16 protein-coding genes are annotated in these 16,202 nt (G+C 45.4%); 12 read left to right on the forward strand and 4 right to left on the reverse strand.

The genetic code is table 11. From position 1 onward, the window contains the following. Nucleotides 1-112: 112 nt before the first annotated feature. The 10 genes from FHQ23_RS01290 (at nucleotide 113) to FHQ23_RS01330 (ending at nucleotide 9,927) form a co-directional block, all read left to right on the forward strand. Nucleotides 113-391, forward strand: coding sequence for a PTS sugar transporter subunit IIB (locus FHQ23_RS01290; protein ID WP_139612703.1), 279 nt, complete (start codon nucleotides 113-115; stop codon nucleotides 389-391). A 222-nt stretch (nucleotides 392-613) separates the two neighbouring features. Continuing rightward, nucleotides 614-748, forward strand: a complete 135-nt coding sequence (locus tag FHQ23_RS12485; protein WP_267963585.1) for a hypothetical protein — start codon at nucleotides 614-616, stop codon at nucleotides 746-748. A 143-nt stretch (nucleotides 749-891) separates the two neighbouring features. Next, nucleotides 892-1,644: a DeoR/GlpR family DNA-binding transcription regulator gene (locus tag FHQ23_RS01295; RefSeq protein WP_139612704.1), complete on the forward strand. Its 753-nt coding sequence runs from the start codon at nucleotides 892-894 to the stop codon at nucleotides 1,642-1,644. A gap of 226 nt (nucleotides 1,645-1,870) precedes the next feature. After that, nucleotides 1,871-3,637 carry an L-fucose isomerase gene (fucI, locus tag FHQ23_RS01300; protein WP_139612705.1) on the forward strand — a complete coding sequence of 589 codons (1,767 nt, stop codon included), beginning with the start codon at nucleotides 1,871-1,873 and terminating at the stop codon, nucleotides 3,635-3,637. A 97-nt stretch (nucleotides 3,638-3,734) separates the two neighbouring features. Beyond that, nucleotides 3,735-5,222, forward strand: coding sequence for an L-fuculokinase (fucK, locus tag FHQ23_RS01305; RefSeq protein ID WP_139612706.1), 1,488 nt, complete (start codon nucleotides 3,735-3,737; stop codon nucleotides 5,220-5,222). Continuing rightward, the gene (gene fucU / locus FHQ23_RS01310; RefSeq protein WP_139612707.1) at nucleotides 5,216-5,653 is read left to right on the forward strand and encodes an L-fucose mutarotase; all 438 of its coding nucleotides are present in this window, start codon (nucleotides 5,216-5,218) and stop codon (nucleotides 5,651-5,653) included. Before fucK ends, fucU begins: the two co-directional genes overlap by 7 nt. A gap of 22 nt (nucleotides 5,654-5,675) precedes the next feature. Further along, on the forward strand, nucleotides 5,676-6,323 hold the full coding sequence (locus tag FHQ23_RS01315; RefSeq protein ID WP_139612708.1) for an L-fuculose-phosphate aldolase: 648 nt from the start codon (nucleotides 5,676-5,678) through the stop codon (nucleotides 6,321-6,323). 23 nt (nucleotides 6,324-6,346) lie between these two features. After that, a complete protein-coding gene (locus FHQ23_RS01320) occupies nucleotides 6,347-7,888 on the forward strand; it encodes a sugar ABC transporter ATP-binding protein (protein WP_139612709.1) in 1,542 nt (513 codons plus the stop codon). Nucleotides 7,889-7,913: 25 nt separating this feature from the next. Then, the gene (locus FHQ23_RS01325; RefSeq protein WP_139612710.1) at nucleotides 7,914-8,903 is read left to right on the forward strand and encodes an ABC transporter permease; all 990 of its coding nucleotides are present in this window, start codon (nucleotides 7,914-7,916) and stop codon (nucleotides 8,901-8,903) included. A gap of 70 nt (nucleotides 8,904-8,973) precedes the next feature. After that, complete coding sequence (locus FHQ23_RS01330) at nucleotides 8,974-9,927, forward strand: ABC transporter substrate-binding protein (protein ID WP_139612711.1); 954 nt, start codon at nucleotides 8,974-8,976, stop codon at nucleotides 9,925-9,927. A gap of 137 nt (nucleotides 9,928-10,064) precedes the next feature. Here the strand turns inward: FHQ23_RS01330 and pdxA are convergent, their stop codons facing one another. From pdxA to FHQ23_RS01350, 4 genes are all read right to left on the reverse strand, one after another. Next, nucleotides 10,065-11,087 (reverse strand): 4-hydroxythreonine-4-phosphate dehydrogenase PdxA, encoded by a 1,023-nt coding sequence (gene pdxA, locus FHQ23_RS01335; protein WP_139612712.1) that lies wholly within the window; start codon nucleotides 11,085-11,087, stop codon nucleotides 10,065-10,067. A gap of 12 nt (nucleotides 11,088-11,099) precedes the next feature. Next, complete coding sequence (locus FHQ23_RS01340) at nucleotides 11,100-12,338, reverse strand: four-carbon acid sugar kinase family protein (RefSeq protein ID WP_139612713.1); 1,239 nt, start codon at nucleotides 12,336-12,338, stop codon at nucleotides 11,100-11,102. Between the two features lies 1 nt (nucleotide 12,339). Beyond that, nucleotides 12,340-13,287 carry a 2-keto-3-deoxygluconate permease gene (locus FHQ23_RS01345; RefSeq protein WP_139612714.1) on the reverse strand — a complete coding sequence of 316 codons (948 nt, stop codon included), beginning with the start codon at nucleotides 13,285-13,287 and terminating at the stop codon, nucleotides 12,340-12,342. A 141-nt stretch (nucleotides 13,288-13,428) separates the two neighbouring features. Continuing rightward, nucleotides 13,429-14,139, reverse strand: coding sequence for a GntR family transcriptional regulator (locus FHQ23_RS01350; protein WP_139612715.1), 711 nt, complete (start codon nucleotides 14,137-14,139; stop codon nucleotides 13,429-13,431). Nucleotides 14,140-14,243: 104 nt separating this feature from the next. On the opposite strand from FHQ23_RS01350, the gene yqfB reads away from it, so the two are divergent. After that, nucleotides 14,244-14,561 carry a N(4)-acetylcytidine aminohydrolase gene (yqfB, locus tag FHQ23_RS01355; RefSeq protein ID WP_139612716.1) on the forward strand — a complete coding sequence of 106 codons (318 nt, stop codon included), beginning with the start codon at nucleotides 14,244-14,246 and terminating at the stop codon, nucleotides 14,559-14,561. 290 nt (nucleotides 14,562-14,851) lie between these two features. Next, on the forward strand, nucleotides 14,852-16,174 hold the full coding sequence (locus FHQ23_RS01360; RefSeq protein WP_139612717.1) for an alpha-L-fucosidase: 1,323 nt from the start codon (nucleotides 14,852-14,854) through the stop codon (nucleotides 16,172-16,174). Nucleotides 16,175-16,202 lie beyond the last annotated feature (28 nt).

Here is a 16,202-nt window from a genome sequence, read left to right on the forward strand (position 1 = left end):
ATATTGAGATATAGTATATCACACAGTTGGTTCCCAACTAGAAAACCAACAGTTTGAAGATAAAGTATTGAAGACAAATAAGCAATAATAAATTTATTCGAAAAAGAAGTTAATGATGATTTTTTCTAAAAAAGAATCGCCAATGATATCCCCTTATTTACAGGAGCAAGCGAAAGAAATCTTACTAGCTCTTGGAGGTAAAGATAATCTAACAGACATTAGTGCATGTATTACCCGATTAAGATTAGAGCTAGTTTATTTATCAAAAGTCAATGAGGAACGATTAAACAATCTAGGTTCAAAAGGCAATATTCATGCAGGTGAGAATCAACTGCATATTATATTAGGAAAAAGTGCCGATGAAATTGCTAAATTAATCAGAAAAATTTAAAACTGTAGTGAGGGCTTTATTAGTAACTTATTTATCCCATTATCAATGGGTCATTCATTGGCTGAATTTTGGGATGAATATATTTTCAAACATTATTCGATCAATGTGATCGAGCCAGCTCCTAAATTAGTCAAGGTTATAAAATGTTTATTGCTAATTATCAATGCGGATTGGCAGTAGAGCGTGCCGCTATAGAATAGCTTAATCACAAATAGGAATATCATGATGAATACTGTATTAAAAGGTAAAGCCGCTGCAGTGACAAGAGCAGCCTCAGGTATTGATTTGACTTGTGTGAACGAATTTTTAAAAGCCAGAGTTCAAGTCGTACTAATTGATAGTGTTGTGCTCCACTAATTCAACAGACCCTAAGCTTAGAAAAGGATAGTCTAAATGACATATCCTTTTCTTTCATTTAGACAAAAACATACCAATCCCCCTCAATTCCCCCTATAATCAAATATGCCCGATTTGACCATTTTGACAATGAGAAATTCATCATGAAAGAGAGAGAACGCTTTATTCTGGAACAGATTAACAAGCTGGGGAAAGTCGATGTGAATATCTTGGCACTGGATTTGGCGGTGTCGTTGGAAACCATTCGGCGCGATTTGACCAAGTTAGATCGCAAAGGATTGCTACACCGCACTCATGGCGGTGCGGTCGGATTAAAAGCCAAAGATGTGGGGCATTCGTTTCAAGCTCGGCAAAAAAACAATTCAGATGCCAAACGTTTGATTGCCGAAAGTGCGGTCGAGTATGTGTTCGAGGGAGCGGTGATTGGCTTGGACGCCAGCACCACCAGTTGGTTTTTCGCACAGGCAATGCCCGATATACCTTGCACCGTGGTGACTAACGCCATGCACAATATCAATGCGTTATCCGCTAAATCAAATATCAAAACCATTGCCACCGGCGGCGTTTATTCGGCGAAATATGATGCGTTTTACGGGCCATTATCGGAACAATTACTGCAGCGTTTGCACATCGACATCGGGATTTTTTCTTGTATCGGCGTCGATGCCAATGGCTCAGTGTGGGAATCTAACGAGTTAAATGCCTCGATCAAACGTAAAATTATGGCAGCATCCGAACAAAAATTTTTGCTGATTGACAACAGTAAACTGGGGCGTAAGAGTCTGATGAAGATCTGCGATCTATCGCAAATCGATATTTTGTTTTGCGATCAACTGCCGAATGGTGAATTGAAACGTTATTGCGATCAGCAAAATTTATTAGTCATCACCACTTAAAAATGCCCGATTTGCCCGAATTTATTTTAATTAAAATTGTTCGGGCAATCACAACCGCACTTTTCTCTCTTTTTTATGCTGTTTTCGTGATTAAGCTCACAACAATGCACCTTGTTTAAACAAAATCCTTTTCTCGATCAATCGCTAGCTCGAAGATAGTTTTCAGAAAACCATTTTCAAACTGAAATTTACTTCATTAGTGATGGATTAAAAGAGGAACAATACAATGAGCATAGCAAAATCCCAACCGATCAGAATTGGTATTCGCCCGACAATTGACGGACGTCGTTTAGGCGTGCGTGAGTCACTGGAAGATCAAACCATGGCAATGGCACAATCCGTTGCCAAATTATTAACGGCTGAAATTCGCCATCCGAATGGCGATTTTGTCGAATGTGTGATTGCCGACAGTTGCATTGGTGGCGTTGCTGAAGCAGCTGCCTGTGCGGAAAAATTCAAGCTGAATAATGTCGGCGTGGTGCTCACGGTGACGCCTTGTTGGTGCTACGGTTCAGAAACCATTGATATGGATCCACATATGCCAAAAGCGATTTGGGGCTTTAACGGCACCGAACGTCCGGGCGCAGTCTATCTGGCTGCCGCATTGGCTGGCCATTCGCAATTGGGATTGCCAGCATTTTCAATCTATGGCACCGAAGTGCAAGAGTCTAGCGACACTTCTATTCCTGCGGACGTACAAGAAAAGCTGCTGCGCTTTGCCCGCGCAGGATTGACCGTTGCCAATATTCGTGGCAAATCTTATCTTTCAATCGGCTCAGTTTCAATGGGCATCGCTGGCTCAATCGTCAATCAAACCTTCTTCCAAGAATATTTAGGTATGCGTAACGAATATGTCGATATGACCGAGATTAAACGCCGTTTAGATCGCCATATTTATGATCAAGAGGAAGTCGATCTGGCGCTGACTTGGGTGAAAGAATATTGCAAGGAAGGCATCGATGTGAATGCGCCGGAAAACCAAAAAACAGCGAAGCAACATGCTGAGCTTTGGGAAAATGTAGTGAAAATGGCGATTATCACCCGTGATCTGATGGTGGGTAATCCAAAATTGGCTGAGCTGAATTATGGGGAAGAAGCGCTAGGGCGCAATGCGATCGCGGCCGGTTTCCAAGGGCAACGCCAATGGACCGATCACTTGCCGAACGGTGATTTTATGGAAGCCATTCTTAATTCTACCTACGATTGGAGCGGTGTGCGCTCACCCTATATTTTGGCAACGGAAAATGACTCACTCAATGCCGTTTGTATGTTGTTTGGCAATCAATTGACCGGGCAGGCGCAGGTATTTGCCGATGTGAGAACGTATTGGAGCGAAGATGCGGTAGAACGTGTCACCGGTTTCCGTCCGGAGAGTGGTTTTATTCACTTGATCAATTCCGGTTCCGCGGCGTTGGACGGCACCGGACAGCATCAAGATCAAGACGGTAAGCCGGTGATTAAACCGGTGTGGCAAGTCACCGAAGCTGACGGCAGACGTTGTCTGGAAAACACCCGTTGGTGTCCGGCGGTACATGAATATTTCCGTGGCGGCGGTTACTCTTCACAATATTTAACTCGTGGCGGCATGCCGTTCACCATGACCCGTATCAATATTATCAAAGGCATCGGACCGGTATTGCAAATCGCTGAAGGCTGGTCGATTGATCTGCCACCGGAAGTGCACGATATTCTGAACAAACGCACCAACGAAACCTGGCCGACCACCTGGTTTGTACCGCGTCTGACCGGTAAAGGCGCATTTAGCGATGTCTATTCAGTGATGGCAAATTGGGGCGCCAACCACTGCGTTGCCACCTTTGGTCATGTCGGCGCCGACTTTATCACCTTGGCTTCCATGTTACGGATTCCTGTGTGTATGCACAATGTGGAAGAGAAACATATTTTCCGCCCAAGCACTTGGAATGCCTTTGGTATGGATAAAGAAGGTCAAGATTACCGAGCTTGCGAGAATTTCGGACCGCTCTATCGTTAAAAGATTCACCAAATAGCACGCAATAACACTATGCCATAACACAAAGTGCGGTTACAGGAAAAACCTATTCTGGCCTGACCGCACTTGGGGAAACTTTATGCCTATTGTACTGATTCTTGACTGTGGTGCGACCAATACCCGCACGATTGCACTAAATGAAAAAGGGCAAATTTTAGCGGCACACCACATCGCCAGCAATACCAAAGTCGGCGCCGAGTCGGCCGATTACCATATTTGGGATTTTGCTGAAATTTGCGATAAGTTATCCGAGTGTGCCCGCCATGTGGTGGTACAATTAACCCATAAACATCATGATATTCAAGAGATTATCGGCATTTCCGTCACCACTTTTGGCGTGGACGGGGCGCCGTTTGACCGTGACGGCAAGCAGATTTATCCGATCATTTCGTGGAAATGCCCACGCACCCTGCCAATTATGCAAAATATCGGCAACTATTTTGAGATTGAAAAACTTTATACCCGCAACGGCATCGGTTTATACAGCTTCAACACCCTGTTCAAACTGCTCTGGCTGAAAGAGAACCAAGCTGAAATTTATCAACAAATGGATAAATTTGTGTTTATCTCCTCGATGTTGACTCACTGGGTAACCGGCGTTTTCAGCACCGACAAAACCATGGCCGGCACCTCTATGTTAACCAATTTACAAAGTGGCACTTGGGATCCCAGCATTTTGTCGGTGTTGGATTTAACCGAGCACCATTTTCCGCCCATTGTCGAAGCCGGTACACCAATCGGTGAATTGCAAGCCGATGTCGCTCATCAAATGGGCTTGCCTGCCGGCATTCCGGTGATCTCCTGCGGCCATGATACCCAATTTGCGATTTTCGGTTCTGGCGCCAAGCCAAATCAGCCGGTATTGAGTTCCGGTACTTGGGAAATTTTGATGGCACGCACCGCTAAAGTCGAACCGCACTTTGACTTAATTCATCACGGTTTAACCACCGAATTTGATGCCAAAACCGGTTACTACACTCCCGGTGTGCAATGGCTGGGTTCTGGCGTATTGGAATGGGTCGGCAAAGTGTTCTACCGCGATGTGTATGAGACGCCACATTACTACCCAACCATGATCAGCGACGCCGAAGCCGTACCGTTAGGCGCAAACGGCGTAGAATGGCACGGCAATTTCAACAATGCCGAAACATTTGCTCAACACGGCAAAATCGCAGGGCTTTCATTGCATTCACAACGAGCCGAAATTTATCGTGCCGCCTTGGAATATATGGCGTATCAATTAAAACACGGCTTAGCCACATTAGAACAAGTCAGCCACTTTCAGGCCGAACGTCTGATTTGCGTTGGCGGCGGCTCGAAAAACCGTTTGTGGAACCAGATCCGTGCCGACGTATTGGGCATACCGATCGAAATTGTAGATGTGGCTGAAGCCACGGTCTTAGGCGCAGCGATGTTCACCTTTGCCGGCGCACAATATTACCAAAACGTCGAGGTTGCCCAACAACAAATGCAACCGCAGCGCAAGGCAATTCAGCCCTCTGCCAACAGCCCAGCTTATCAACAATGGCTGGCAAACTATATTCAACACGGAGCAAACCCATGTTAAAAGGAATTCATCCGGCAATTTCGCCAACACTGTTAAAAATTTTGGCTGAAATGGGACACGGCGATGAGATCGTGTTTGCCGATGCCCATTTTCCGGCGCACCAACTGCACTCACAAGTGGTACGCGCCGACGGTATCAAGATTGATGTGCTGCTGAGTGCAATTACACCACTATTCGAATTAGATCAATACGTTGACAGCCCACTGATTATGATGGCTGCCGTCGAAGGCGACAGCCTCGACCCCACGGTTGCCGCTCGCTATTTAGCTGCAATTCAACCCAATATCACACCATTGCCCAGCATTGAACAGATTGATCGTTTTGCCTTTTACCAACGTGCACAACAAGCCTATGCCGTTGTCGTCAGCGGTGAATTGGCAAAATACGGCAATATTATTTTGAAAAAAGGGGTTACGCCAGTCGTAGCCTGAACATTATTTAAAGGACAGCAACATGAACAGACAAGCACTTTCCCGAGAAATTATTGATACCTGCCTGGAAATGACCCATTTGGGGTTGAACCAAGGCACTGCCGGCAATGTCAGCGCGCGTTATAACGGCGGCATGCTGATCACACCCAGCGGCATGCCTTATGAGCAGATGAATGAAGACTGCATCGTGTTTGTTGATGGTGACGGTCACTATGAAGCTGGCAAATTGCCGTCCAGCGAATGGCGTTTTCACCATGCGGTGTATCAAGCCCGCCCAGATTTAGATGCTGTAGTACATAACCATGCGATCCACTGCTCAGCGGTCTCCATTTTGGGCAAAGCGATTCCGGCGATTCACTACATGGTCGCCGTCGGCGGCACCGACCATATTCCGTGTGTCCCCTATGCCACTTTCGGCACCCCGAAACTGGCGGAATATGTACAGCAAGGTATTCAGCAGAGCAAAGCGATTTTATTGCAGCATCACGGCTTGATCGCTGCTGAAAAAAATCTGCGAAAAGCACTATGGCTGGCGCATGAAGTGGAAGTGTTAGCAACCTGGTACATTCAGCTATTGGCAATCACCGACGATGTGCCGGTGCTATCGCCGCAAGAGATCCAAGTGGTTCTCGGCAAATTCAGCACCTATGGTTTAAGAATCGAGGAATAACAACTTGTTAGCAGGAGTGTGACATGGCGACTCAATCTCAAGCGGCGCCGCTGCTTTCCATGAGCAACATCAGTAAATCATTTGGCACTGTGCACGCCTTAAAAGACGTACATTTAGAGCTGCGCAAAGGCGAAGTGCACGCCTTGATGGGTGAAAATGGTGCCGGTAAATCGACCTTGATGAAATGCCTGATCGGGGTGTATCACCCCGAAGTCGGCGATATTGTATATAAAGGCGAAAAAGTGCGGTATTCCTCAGTGTTAGAAGCGCAAAAAAACGGTATCAGCATGATCTTTCAAGAACTGAATCTGATACCGCACTTGACCGTTGCCGAAAATATCTTCTTTGCGCGAGAACCGCTGAAACACGGCTTAATTGATCAGCGCAAAATGAATGTGGATGCAACGCAGCTGCTGTCGATGTTTGACATTGATGTCGCACCGACCGATATCGTCCACACGCTGTCAGTTGCTAAGCAGCAAATGGTGGAAATTGCCAAAGCACTCTCCTTTGATGTGGAAGTGTTGATCATGGACGAGCCAACCTCCGCCCTGACTGAAAAAGAGATCGACAAACTGTTTGAGCTAGTGCACCGCTTGAAAGCCAAAGGGGTTTGCATTGTCTATATTTCGCATCGCATGGAGGAACTGAAACGGATTTGCGACCATATTACTATTTTTCGTGACGGTACTTATGTGTCAAATCATCACTTCAGCGATATCAGCATGGATCAGATCATCACCAAGATGGTCGGACGCTCGCTGGATAACCACTTTCCGCCGAAAACTGCGATTATTGAAGACGACATCATTCTGTCGGTGATGAATGCTGAACGTGTAGGCGTGTTCAAACCGCTAAATTTCGATTTACGCCGCGGCGAGATTTTAGGGATCACCGGCTTAGTCGGCGCCAAACGCACCGAACTGGCACGTTCGATTTTCGGTGCTGATCCGCTGGATAAAGGCGAAATCTATGTGCATCACAAAAAAGTCTCGATCAAAAATCCATCGGATTCAATTAAAGCCGGTATCGCCTATCTGTCGGAAGACCGCAAGCTGAACGGCATTGCGGTACGAATGTGCATTCGTGAAAACATCACGATGGCATCAATGGATAAAGTCAGCAGCAACTTGGGGATTATCTCCACCGATGCCGAAGTCAAAGCCTCAAAAACCTTCGTCGATAAAATGGAGATCAAAACCCCAACGGTCGAGCAGTTGGTCAACAATCTGAGCGGAGGTAACCAGCAAAAAGTAGTGATCGGCAAATGGCTGTTCCGTGATGCCACCGTGATGATTTTTGATGAGCCGACACGCGGCATCGACGTTGGCGCCAAATATGCCATTTATCAACTGTTGGATGAGTTAGCAGCCAACGGAGTCGGTATTATTGTGATCTCGTCCGAATTGCCGGAGGTGCTCGGCGTATCAGACCGAGTGATCATCATGCGCGAAGGACAGATGACCGGTATGTTGGAAACCAAATCGACCAATCAAGAAGAGATTATGCAATACGCTACCGGCGTGAAAAATATGTTTGCAAGAGAATATGCAGCCTACAACTAGGCTTTCTAAAACAAGAGGTGCTGTAATGAATGATAAACAAAAAGATATGTTGAGAAAATTAGCGTCTTTGGCAGGATTATTGTTGTTGATCCTCGCCTTTACCATCAGCAACGACTACTTTTTTACGCTCAACAACATAATGACCATTGGCTTGCAAACCTCCACGATTGCTTTGATCGGAATTGGCGCAACCTGTGTGATCCTAACCGGAGGAATTGATTTAAGCACCGGCTCGGTGGTGGCGCTTTCCGGCGTGGCGGCGGCGATGTTCGTCAACGCTGGCATTCCAGTGCCACTAGGTATGCTTGGCGGCATTTTGGTTGGCGGTATTTGTGGTTATGCCAATGGGATTATGGTCACCAAAATGAAATTACCACCGTTTATCGCCACCTTGGGCATGATGATGGTAGCGCGTGGCGTTGCACTGTATGTCACCAATGCTGCTCCGGTGTCCGGCATGCCGGAATCATTCTCTTACCTCGGCAACGGTGCACTGTTCCGCATCGTTGAAGAAGGCGTAAACGGCTTGCCACTAGTGAAATTCCCCGGTATTCCATATCCGGTAATCATCATGGTTGCGATTGCGATTCTGTTTACGTTTGCCTTAAATAAATTGCGCGTTGGTCGCTACATTTATGCGATCGGCTCAAACGAAGAAGCTGCTCGCCTTTCCGGCATCAAAACCAATCAAGTGAAAAACTACGCTTATATCGCCAGTGGGCTGCTGTCCGGTTTAGCGGGTGTAATTTTGGCCTCTCGCTTGGTGACTGCACAGCCAAACGGCGGTGTGGCTTATGAGTTAGACGCAATCGCCAGTGCGGTTGTCGGTGGAACCTCATTAATGGGCGGAGTGGGGACAATTCCCGGCACATTAATCGGTTCTTTTATTATCGGGGTGTTGCGTAACGGTTTGAACATGAACGGTGTTTCAGCCTTTATCCAACAGATCATTATCGGTCTGGTGATCATTGTCACGGTATCAATCGATCAGTTAAGACAGAGTAAAAAGAAATAAGCGGTCTAAGATTTAATGTTGTAACACACAATTAACCCTCAAAACCTATCCTAAAACAAGGAGCACAACTATGAAAAAATACGCACTCGCAGCAATCGCAACACTCGTTGGCTTTTCGGCTTTGATCAGCTCACCGGTGATGGCAAAATCAAACGAAATCGCGGTTATCGTGAAAACCGCCAATGCTAATTTCTGGCAAAATGTGAATAAAGGCGCTATCGAAGCCGGCAAAGACATCGGTGGCCAATACAACATCTCATTCCAAGGCCCACAAGCCGAAACCGCTATCGATGAACAGGTCAATATGGTCAACAATGCGGTAAATCGCGGCGTTGCAGGCATCGTGTTGGCGGCATCGGATCCGGACGCCCTGGTTCCGGCGGTGAAAGGCGCTTTTGAAAGAGGCATTCCGGTGGTGATGATCGATTCTGGCATCAACAGCGACGGCAAATATTACCAATCCTTCTTGGCGACCGATAATCGTGCCGCCGGGAAATTGGCTGCGGAAAAACTGCTGGAGAAAAACGGTACTAAAGGTAAAGTAGCAGTGATGTCGTTCACACCAGGCGCAGCCAGTGCAATTGAACGTACCGGAGGTTTTGTGGACAGAATTAAAGAAAATGCAGATATCACCATGGTCGGTCCCTTCTACTCCCAATCCGATATGGTGACCGCACTTAACCAAACCATCGACGTTTTAACTTCTCACCCAGATTTAACCGCAATCTTCGGCGCCAATGAACCAACCGCTGTTGGCATGGCGCGCGCAATTAAAGAGCGCGGCTACGCCGGAAAATTAGTAGCAGTCGGCTTTGACGGCAACCAAGATCTGCAAAACTTTGTGCGTGACGGTACCTTAGAAGGCATCGTGGTGCAATCCTCCTATCAAATGGGTTACAAAGGCGTAACCGCCATTAAAGACGTCATCGACGGCAAGACTATTGAAAAATTCATCGACACCGGTGTAGTTTTCGTCACCAAAGACAACATTGATTCCGACGAAGCCAAAGGCGTATTGTACTAATTTCTATCATAAATCCTGTTTCAGTACTCTTTATATTATCGAGGAATTTGATAGATAATTGCAGGGGCGGATTATATATCCGCCCTAGACTGATACTGATAGGTATTCGTTTTAGTTTAATACAATAGTAAATCGGACTAAGATGAAAGCGAATTCCACACCAAATGCCAACCGGGCGCCAACTCTGCCGCTCGTTCACAAGCCAAGACTAATGAGTTTTCTCTAGCAATCCCTTTTCCAGCGATATCAAAGGCGGTTCCATGATCAACCGACACCCTAACGATCGGTAATCCTGCGGTAATATTAACACCGTCATCACCATATACCGCTTTAAAAGGTGCGTGCCCCTGATCGTGATAACAGGCAATTACTATATCCCATTTCCCTCGAACCGCCTGCGGAATTAAAGCATCAGCAGGAAGCGGGCCTTGAATATTAATGCCTTGCCGCTGCGCAAGTTGAATTGCAGGCGCAAGTTGATCCAGATCTTCATCACCAAACAATCGGTTTTCACCGGCATGCGGATTAATCCCACAGACCCCTATTTTCGCACTCGGTTTATTTAATGATTTTGCCAATGCAAATGCTAAATTAATCACGGTAGTAGTGCGTGTTGTGGTACAAGCATCAATTGCAGAATGCAACGATTGGTGGGTTGTCAAATGAAACAGATAAAAATCACCGGAAGAGAGTATCATGGAATAATCTTTAACACCAAACTCATGCGCAAGGATTTCGGTATGTCCCGGCCAATGATGACCGCCGGCATGCATGGCTTCTTTATTGAGCGGTGCGGTCACAATCCCGTCAATTTTACCTTCACGCCCCAATTTACAGGCTTCGACAACAAAACGATATGCCGAATCACCCGCTACGGCGGAAATCTTACCGGCTTGAACCGCAGGCAACGGATCAGCAATCTGTAGCAACTCTATTTCATTGGAATCGTTGTTTAAGCAGCTTAAATCCGTCACCAATTTAATTTGGCTTGCCGAAAATCCTGACAGCATGCAAGCGTTCGCTAACGCAGTATAATCGCCGATAACAAATAATTTGGCTTTACGTCTTAAATCGGCGTGTGCTAATAACGTTTTTACGGTAATTTCAGGACCGATTCCGGCAATATCCCCCATTGTCACCGCTAATATTGGTAATGACATAATCCTACGCTCCTATCTATTTGAATGTTGCTGCATAATATGGCTTAAAAGTTGCTTATCTCCGAACCCTCCGGATTTGGTCATCACTTTCAATCCTTGATAAGTGCCGCCAGCAATACGACACAGCGGAACGCCTGCGACAACCGCATGCAAAATCTCCATTTCATATACCGGTAAACACGCTAAAAGTGCGGCTGCACCATCTCCGCCAAACAAAATTAAAGTATCGAAATCTGCATTATCCAGGCAATATTTGCCTAAATCCGCCAAATATCCCGAAATGGCGCGGGCAATTTCATTAATATTTCCTGCGGCATTAATTTTCGCCGGATTAGCACGGATAATAACGTTCTCCTTGCTACAGTTAATCAGCGCTTTTAATTGCTGTTTCAAGGCGGGTTCGGAAATGGTCGCATTAATTAATTGAGAAGGATGCGGGCTGAAAACAATCGTTTTGCCGCCCGTTGTCGCGATATATTCATCAACTTGAGTTTGACTGGTTTCATGCACCGAGGTCACTAAAATAAGGGCGCGCGACAACGCAAAATCGTGATAGGAAGCAGGCTTGTTTGCCGATTTTTTCAGAGCCTGAGCCAGACCTGCTGAACCGACGGGAATAATCTGACTGCCTAACTGCGCAATGACATTGGCAATCAGACTCAGATCCTGTGCAGTTTCGGCATCAACAACCAACTGCGTTGCCGCTGATGTCGTAATGATACGCAGCAATTCTTGCTCAGATGTAAATTCGCTGATAATCGTAGCTTGAGGTAACAGCTTATCCATTGAAGCAGACGGCACGGGACAAATCGGATCTCTGCCCGATGCCGTTTCATGCACGGGAATGCCATTAACATATAAGTGCCCCTGTTCGATTGTCCTGCCCATTTCAGGATAGGCAGGACAAATCAAGGCTTTCGCCTCAGGGTAACGCAAACGCCAAGCCTGTAACGCACCTTCTATCTGATAAGCAACGGAACCTCGCATCGTCGAGTCAATTTTTAAATAAATCTGCTCAATACCGTTTTGTAAACCAGCCTCAACCGCACTTTTGGTCAATTGAACCGCTTTTTCCCCGACCGGACGTGCATCAGTAGAAACCGTAAATACTTCAGCTTGTGAGAAATCCGTTTGATGTAAATAATCGGAATTGACCTGTAAGATAGTCGAAAATCCATTCTCGGCAAACATCACGCCCGTATCATTAGCGCCGGTTAAATCATCAGCAATCACAAGAATATTATTTTTCATATCAATTACCCTCTTTAAAATGATCTTCCAAGCCGCCCTGACGTTTCAACACCCAAGCCGCAACCAACGGAGCCAAAATCGCAGACACCAACACTGCTGCGGCTATTTGCGCAGTTGCCGTTTGAACGTACTGCGCCATATTCGGATCAGCCTGCGCAACAATTTCCGGTGTAATAATCGCGTTACCGGCAGTGGTTCCGGCAGCAAATCCTATTCCTGATTGCGTCCCTCTTTTTAAAATCACTTTATAACCGAAATAAACAAAGGCACCGGTCAACAAAGAAGCGACGACACCTAAAATAATTCCCGTTGCGCCACCAGTCACAATAGAATGCAAATTGATTCCGGTACCAAGCGCAAATGCAAAAAACGGAATAACAATCGCCCCGGTCGGCTTCATAATATTAGTCCATTTAGGATCAAGATTCCCGACAACCATACCGACCAATAACGGAATAACCGCCGCTAACATGAGCGAAAGCGGAATATCCGCCAATCCGGAAACCCCCAGAAACAGTAAAACAAAAAAAGGTCCGTCGTTAACCGCCGATGCGACGTAAGCCCCTCTATCGCGATAATCACCATACTTACCGGTAAATGCAAGCCAGATACCACCGTTTGAGTTAGCGACTACAGTTAATATTGCCAAAAGCGAAATTCCCATAATGCCGTCTGAGCCGATAACCAAACCGATCAGCGTAATTAATCCCGCTGGAATAATGGTTTTAAATAGCAGGACGACTCCTGTGTGCGCCAAGACAGGTCCGGAGCTACGAACGGTAATCTGCATACCCGTTGCAAAAATTAATAATGCGATCAACGGTCCGGCAGAGGATTTAAAAAGTGCGGTAGTGAATGAACCTATACCCAAAAATTCTGGAAAAAAAGTACCGATAATTGATCCTAATATAAGAGGCACAACCATCGTTCCGCCCGGAATCTTGTTCATCCAATCATATAAGGAACTAATGTTTGAGTCTTTGAGTCTATCTGATTAACTGACATAACCGTCTCCCTAGCCTATAATTACGCACAACTTGTACGTACAAGATATAATGTGATAGAAGATTCAGATTGTCAATCAGTAAAATTAAATTGTGGTTTCTAGATCAAACATAATTTTATCGCCGCGATGATAAGTCGAAAAAACTTCGACGACATCATTATTTTTATCAAAGGTCGTGCCTTTTAGCAGTAAAAGAGGGCTACCGATAGGAATATTCAAGTGTTCCGCGATATGTGATGGCGCCGCAATGGCATAAATATGGCGGGTCGAACGTTCTAGTTCAACATCGGCGTCTTGTTTTAAAATCTGATGTAAAGAGGCGTTTGCTAACTTCTCAGGGGTAAGCCAGCGTTGATATTTTGTCGGCAAATAAGTTTCGATATAAGCAATCGGCTGGGTAATATCAGAGCGGATTCGTGTTAAATACAATGCTTGCTTCTCATTCCAAAATTGATTGGCTTTGTCATAATCCACTAATTCAAAAAAGATGATTTTTGTATTAACCATCGTTCCCATTTTCTCGATTTGCATACCCAAACCATTTAACGACTGCACTACCCGATGAATCCGATTAACCGGCAACACGAAGCTGCCTTTTCCCTGCGCTTTGCTGATTAACCCTTCCACCTCTAATTTAGCTAGCGCTTGACGTATCACCGAACGTGAAACACCAAACATTTTTTGCAATTCGGCTTCCGACGGGAGAAAACCATGAATCGTTTCGGACAGGATCTCACGTTTCAGTTTTTCAATTATATTGATATATAATGGCGTTTTTTTGGTAATTATAGTCATCGGAATGGCGTTTATTAAATATAGATTGCGTTTGAGTATAGCAACTCTTTCTCATTCTTCCTATAATTTACGCCAATGATCATTCACCCAAGGAATCCACCGATATGGTTACCTCAACCCAAATCACCTTTTTTCAGCGTTTTGAACAGGATATTCTCAACGGTAGCAAAACCATTACGATTCGTGATCAAAGCGAAAGCCACTATCAAGCGCAAAGTATCGTTGATGTTTTCACCAATGAAACACAACGCTGGTTTGCTAAAATCCGGATCTTATCTGTCACACCGATCACTTTTGAACAACTAAATTCACAACATGCTGCACAAGAAAATATGACACTGCCCCAGCTGCAAACCGTTATTCGGGAAATTTATCCGAACGAAACCGCACTGTTTGTGATTCAGTATGAGTTAATCAAATAGCATACTCGGTCAATTTCGATGCCTGTTTTTTCCAAATCAAATGCCGATTCGGGCATCTAAAATCTAATACTCACACTCTTTTTCTATGCATTTCAGTGATAGCTGTCACAAAAAACCACGCCAATCAAATAAAATACTTTTTCTATTTGATCATATTTTGAAATCTTGATTTCATATTAATTATGACTTGATTGAATGGGAGCAAGCAATTGAGCATATTGATATGAATATTTAAAAGCTGTATATCCATATGAATTCACTATTAAATAATATTACCGTGAGGAATTATTATGAAAAAATTCTATTCTGCTACTTGGGAATCTGTTAAAACCCACCCTATACCCGATTGGTATGATGATTATAAATTCGGTATTTTTATTCATTGGGGAATTTATTCCGTACCGGCATTTGCACCGTTGACTTGGGAGCTGGGAGAAATTGAAATTGATGAACAGTGGTTTTGCAATAATCCTTACGCAGAATGGTATTTTAATTCGATTAACGTCAAGCAAGGTCCGACTTATCAGCACCACCTCCAAACTTACGGCAAAGATTTCAGCTATCGTGATTTTCTGCCGCTTTGGAAAGCCGAAAAGTGGCAGCCGGCGGAATGGGCGCAATTATTTAAACAAGCAGGGGCAAAATATGTGGTGTTGACTACCAAACACCACGACGGTTTCTGCCTTTTTCCAAGCCGTTACACCGATTATCACTGCCTGAATCACGGACCGAAGCGTGATATTTTAGGCAATTTGAAAAGTGCGGTCGAAGCGGTCGGCTTAAAAATGGGAACCTATTATTCCGGCGTTATCGATTGGACATTTTCCTGTGCGCCGATTTTCACCGAAAGCCAAAATATGTCAAATGCCAGCCCAACTTATGCTTACGCCGATTATGCTTTCAATCAGGTCTTAGAGCTAATCGACGACTATCAGCCGGCAGTATTATGGAATGATATCGGCTGGCCGAAACAGGGCGAGCATATGCTACCGAGCCTATTTTCTCACTATTATAATCAGGTGGAAGACGGCGTGGTCGATGATCGTTGGAACGGCTTGTGGTGCGATTTCACTTCGAAAGAGTATAAACACGGCGAAGCCTCCCGTGAGCGGAAGTGGGAAATGTGTCGTGGCTTGGGGCTGTCGTTCGGTTATAACCAAAACGAAAGCGATGACGATTTGATTTCGGTGGAGAAATTGGTGGCGCTGTTGGTGGAAGTGGTCGCCAACAATGGCAATTTATTGCTGAACGTCGGGCCGAAAGCCGACGGCACGATTCCAAACGGACAAGTTGAACGCCTGACCGCACTTGGTAATTGGTTGGAAGTGAACGGCGAAGGAATTTATGCCACCCGTTGCAGCCGCCGCGAATCTTATCGCCAAGCTGATTTGGATTTCCATTTCACCAAAAAAGAGACCGACCTGTACTGCTTCGTCAGCGGGCTCCACACCGGTGAGACCCGTTTTTCGCTACCTTGCAACACGACTGTCAGCGCTTTGAATCCGGCAGTAGAATTCTCGCAACAACGGCAAGGCGATAACGTGGAAATTACCGTGCACAACTATCAACCGGCTTGGCAAGTGTTATGCTTCAAAACTGTCAACGGCGAATAGGAGGGGCGTGATGAGCCAGTTTAGCCAA

This window comes from Testudinibacter crocodili (genome assembly GCF_006228025.1).
In the GTDB taxonomy this organism is placed as follows: domain Bacteria; phylum Pseudomonadota; class Gammaproteobacteria; order Enterobacterales; family Pasteurellaceae; genus Chelonobacter.